The 4,831-nt window shown below is 73.7% G+C and carries 4 protein-coding genes; 3 read left to right on the forward strand and 1 reads right to left on the reverse strand.

Features of this window, described 5'->3' with window-relative positions; translation table 11 throughout:
- Positions 1–116: 116 nt before the first annotated feature.
- The gene (locus ABZ896_RS51985) at positions 117–2,060 is read right to left on the reverse strand and encodes a glycosyltransferase family 2 protein (RefSeq protein ID WP_360946312.1); all 1,944 of its coding nucleotides are present in this window, start codon (positions 2,058–2,060) and stop codon (positions 117–119) included.
- 311 nt (positions 2,061–2,371) lie between these two features.
- On the opposite strand from ABZ896_RS51985, the gene ABZ896_RS51990 reads away from it, so the two are divergent.
- From ABZ896_RS51990 to ABZ896_RS52000, 3 genes are all read left to right on the forward strand, one after another.
- On the forward strand, positions 2,372–3,184 hold the full coding sequence (locus ABZ896_RS51990; RefSeq protein ID WP_360946315.1) for an SAM-dependent methyltransferase: 813 nt from the start codon (positions 2,372–2,374) through the stop codon (positions 3,182–3,184).
- Positions 3,185–3,193: 9 nt separating this feature from the next.
- On the forward strand, positions 3,194–3,694 hold the full coding sequence (locus ABZ896_RS51995) for a metallophosphoesterase (RefSeq protein WP_360946318.1): 501 nt from the start codon (positions 3,194–3,196) through the stop codon (positions 3,692–3,694).
- A gap of 74 nt (positions 3,695–3,768) precedes the next feature.
- Positions 3,769–4,831: MFS transporter (locus ABZ896_RS52000; RefSeq protein WP_360946321.1), on the forward strand; the 1,063-nt coding region annotated here is incomplete at its 3' end.

The following is a 4,831-nucleotide window of genomic DNA, read 5'->3' on the forward strand; positions in this document are numbered from 1 at the left end:
CGTGTGGGTCAAACTGGCCCGCTGCTGTACGCCCGTCCCCGGCGACCCGATCATCGGCTTCAGCGGCGACGGCTCGTACGACAGCGACCAGGTCCGGGCCGCTCCGCGTGCGCGGGCTACCCGCGTCGCGCCGTGACGCGTGCGGCCAGCAGTCCCAGCAGCTGTACGGCCTCACGGACCAGCCGTCGCCAGGCCCCCGGCACCGTGGGCCGCACCGCCTGGACACCGCTCGATGTGACCCGCAGGGCGAGCGGCAGCGGGTGGAACCGGGGCTCGCTCGCCTCCGGCGCCGGCGTCAGGGCGACCCGCCACTCCGCTCCCCGGAGGGTGTCGACCGGCAGCGCGGCATCGAGCACCGCCGTGGCACCCCGCGGCGAGAGCCTGCCGGTCACGTCGACGGACGCGGCGCCCGAGACCCGCGCGAGCCGCAGCAGCACCGGCGTCTCCTCGGGAACGTGCAGCGGCACGGGTACGTCGATGCGGTCCCCGGAGCAGGTGACCTGGCCGGGGACGAGCCGGCCGAACCCCAGACGCTTGCCCGCCTTGTCGACGTCCAGGGCGAAACTGCCCTGCCGGGCCGTCCAGTACGGCAGCACCACCCGGCCGCCTACGACCCCGGCGGCCTCGGCCGAACTCCCCTTGACCGGCACCGGACCCAGCCGGCACTCCTTGGTCCAGCCGCCGAGCTTGACGCGGACGAACGCGTCCCACAGCCCGGCGCCCGGCGGGGTGCCGCCGGCCGCGGTGGCCGGGTCCACGCTCGCGGTGCCGCGCAGCACCAGGCGCACCCGCCCGTCCGCCTCGGTCACCGTCTCCCGGGTGAAGTCCACCGGCTGGAAGTACTGGGCGGCGCTGGCCCGGTCCCGTAGCAGCAGGTCGACCGTGGCGGAGCCGAAGCGGTCCACGGTGTGCGCGCCCACCCAGTCCACCGCCTCGGCGACGGAGGCGGGCGGACCGTCGAGGGGCGCGGCCAGGGCGTCGGCGGGGAACGTCATCGGCGCGTCGCCGCACACGAACTCCGCGGACAGGCCGATCCGCAGCGAGCCGTCCCGCCACTCGACACCCTCGGGCCTCGCCTTCGGCGCGACGGAGGCCTCCCACTCGGCGAAGGCCACCAGGTCGTCGAGCCGGTCGTCGGCGATCAGCGCCGCGACCACCTGCTGGGTGGGCTGCAGCCCGGCCGCCACACCGGGCCCGAACCGTTCGACGACGACCCCTCGGATCTCGGTGAAGAGTTCCTGGCGGTAGCCCTCGGGGAGGGAGAGCAGCCGCTTGCCGCGCATCCGTTCGACCATCTCGTTGCGCAGCCAGCGCCGGAAGAGCCGGTCGCGCAGCGCCCCCGGCTCGGTGTACTTCTCGACGACGTCGAGCGACTCGCGCAGGTTCTTGAAGTAGCCGACCGGGTCGAAGCGCTGGAACCCAGCGTTGGCGGCGTCGGCGCGCTTGACGTGGTAGTAGCAGACGTAGTCGCTGAGCACCGAGACGTTGTCGGCCCGCAGATACGCCTCGGTGACGAAGACGTGGTCCTCCAGCCGGCGCCGGCCCTCCGGGAAGCGCAGGCCGATCCGGTCGAGGAACTCCCGCCGGAACATCTTGTGCGGGGTCAGGCTGTCGATGAGCGGGGCGTTCGCGACGGTCGCGCGCGGGTGGTTGCGCCGGAACAGCTCCACCGGCACGGGCCGCCCCTTGCCGGCCATCTTGCCGACGACCACGTCGGCGCCGTTGGCCACCGCGTAGTCGTACATCCGCTCCAGGGCCTCGTGGCCCAGGTAGTCGTCGTTGTCGACGAACATGACGAACTCGCCCCGGGAGGCCTCGATACCGACGTTGCGCGGCTTGCCCGACCAGCCGGAGTTCTCCTGGCGCAGGACGGTGAACCGGGGGTCCTCGGCGGCGAGTTCGTCGAGCCGCGCGGGGGTCCCGTCGGTGGAGCCGTCGTCGACGAAGACCGCCTCGTACTCGTCGGGCGGGAGGGACTGTCTGCGCAGGGAGGTGATGCAGTCCTCGATGTAGGGACCGGGGTTGTAGACGGGGATGACGACGCTGACCTTGACCGGCATGGATCTCCGGGTCTTTCGTGGGGATTTGTCGGGGCCGTCCCACTATGGCGTCCAGGGGGCGATGCTAGTGGCGTGGTCGCGGGGTGCCGCTGTGTCGCCCGCGGGCCCGGCAGGGCAACGGCCCGTGACGGCACGGGCGGTGCGCCCGGATGCGCACAGAGATGCGGAGGACGTCGCCTTGCCCAGAAGTTGACGCACGGGAGCGGCGGCCCGGCCGAAGTGCGCCCGCGCGCCGGTATAGCGTGGGCACCGGCGGGCGAACAGCGGTGAAGGGAGCGGAAGTTGACGATCAGTGGTGAGGGGAGCGGACGTTGACGAGCGAGCATCCGACGGGCGGGCCGGCCCCGGTCAACTCCTCCGTGGCGCACCCCGCGCGCGTCTACAACGCCTGGCTCGGTGGCCGGGACAACTACCCCGCCGACCAGGAGGCCGCCGACCTCGCGGCCGCCGCCAACCCGCAGATCGTCCCCGCCGTCCGGGCCAACCGGGCCTTCCTCGGCCGCGCGGTGCGCACCCTCGCCCAGCAGGCCGGCATCCGGCAGTTCCTCGACATCGGCACCGGCATCCCGGCCGCCGACAACACCCACGAGGTCGCCCAGCGCGTCGACCCGGGCGCCCGGGTGGTCTACGTCGACAACGACCCCGTCGTCCTCGCCCACGGCCGCGCGCTGCTCGTCAGCACGCTGGAAGGCGCCACCGACTACCTCCAGGCCGACCTGCGCGAGGTCGACCGCATCCTCGGTGCCGCGCAGGAGACGCTCGACCTCTCACGACCCGTGGGGCTCATGCTGGTGGCGATCCTCCAGTACGTCCCGGACGGCGACGATCCGCACGCGATCGTCCGGCGCTTCCTCGACGCGCTGGCCCCCGGCAGCCACCTCGTGCTCTCCCATCCGGCCGCCGACATCGGCACGGAGGCGGTCGCCGCGTCGATGAAGGTCTACAACGAGCGGGCCGCCCAGCACGCCGGGGCCACGCCCCGCACCCATGCCGAGGTGACCCGCTTCTTCGAGGGCACGGAGCTGCTGGAGCCCGGGGTGGTGCAGCTGCCGGAGTGGCGCCCGGAGGACGACACCGTCGCCCCCGGGCCGCTGCCGATGTGGTGCGGGGTGGGCCGCCTCTAAGGTGTGGCCGTGCGTCTGCTCCTGATGTCCGACACCCACCTGCCCAAGCGCGCCAAGCACCTCCCGCCCCCGCTGCTCGACGAACTCCCGCGCGCGGACGTGGTGTTCCACGCCGGGGACTGGGTGGACGCGGCCACGCTCGACCTGCTGGAGAGCCGCAGCACCCGGCTCGTCGCCGTGTACGGCAACAACGACGGACCCGAGCTGCGAGCCAGGCTCCCCGAGATCGCGTACGCCGATCTCGGGGGCCTGCGTTTCGCCGTCGTCCACGAGACCGGCGCCGCCCAGGGCCGCGAGGCCCGCTGCGCCGCCCGCTTCCCCGACACCGACGTCCTGGTCTTCGGACACAGCCACATCCCGTGGGACACCACCGCCCCCGGCGGCCTGCGCCTGCTCAACCCCGGCTCCCCGACCGACCGCCGCCGCCAGCCCCACTGCACCTACATGACGGCCACCGTCGCCGACGGCCGGCTCACGGACGTACTGCTGCACCGCCTGCCTCCCCGGTAACCGGCCGTTTCGCGATCCGGCCCGAGGGCACCCGGAACGGTCGGGCGCACAAGCAGCAAGGCGGGAGTGTCAGGGTGGCTGTGAGCACCGAGCGGCAGGTCGGCTCGCCGCGCACCGTCCTGGTCGTGATGTGCGCCGGGTACTTCCTGGTGCTGCTCGACGTCACCATCGTGAACGTGGCCCTGCCGGGCATCGGTGCCGGGTTGGGCGCCGACGTGCACGGGCTCCAGTGGCTGGTCGACGGATACGCGCTCGCCCTCGCCTCCCTCATGCTGACCAGCGGCGCGGCCGGCGACCGGTACGGGCACCGGCGGATCGTGCTGACCGGGCTCGGTGTCTTCGGCATCGGCTCGCTGGCCTGCGGGCTCGCGCCGACCGTGCCGGTGCTCGTGGCCGCCCGGGCGGTGCAGGGCGCGGGCGCCGCGCTGCTGCTGCCGGGCACGCTCGCCCTCGTCGGCCGGGCGTTCCCCGAGGACGCGGCCCGGGCCCGCGCGATCGGGGTGTGGGCGGGCATCGGAAGCCTCGCCCTGCCCGCGGGGCCGCTGCTGGGCGGAGCGCTCGTCGACGGCCTCGGCTGGCGGGCGATCTTCCTGATCAACGTGCCGATCGTGCTGGCCGCGGGCGTCTGCTCGGCGATGGTGGTCCGGGAGAGCGACGAGACGCGGGCCCGTCCCCTCGACCTGCCCGGGATGCTCTCCGGCGGGGTGCTGCTGCTCGCGACGACCTACGCCTTCATCGAGGGCGGTCGCAGGGGCGTAGGCGCACCGGAGGTCCTCACCGCGGCCGTCGTGGGAGCGACGGCCCTCGGGGCGCTCACCACGGCCGAACGCCGGCGCGGCGACGACGCGATGCTGCCGCCCGCCCTGCTCGGGCGCCCCGCCTTCACCGCGGCCAACACGACCGCCGGGGTCATGAACCTGTGCACGCTCGGCACCCTGTTCGTCCTGATGCTGTTCCTCCAGTCGGTGCAGCACCGCTCGGCGGTCCTCGCGGGCCTGGCCGTCGTCCCCCTGTTCGCCCCGCTCGCCGTCCTGGCCCCCGTCGGCGGACGCGTCACCAGCCGGTTCCTGGTGCCAAGGCATCCACCGTGCGCCCTTAAAAACTTGGCCACAGATGCTCGCGTCCACTGTGCAGTTC

The sequence above is a fragment of the Streptomyces sp. NPDC047072 genome, from assembly GCF_040643855.1.
Taxonomy (GTDB): Bacteria; Actinomycetota; Actinomycetes; order Streptomycetales; family Streptomycetaceae; genus Streptomyces.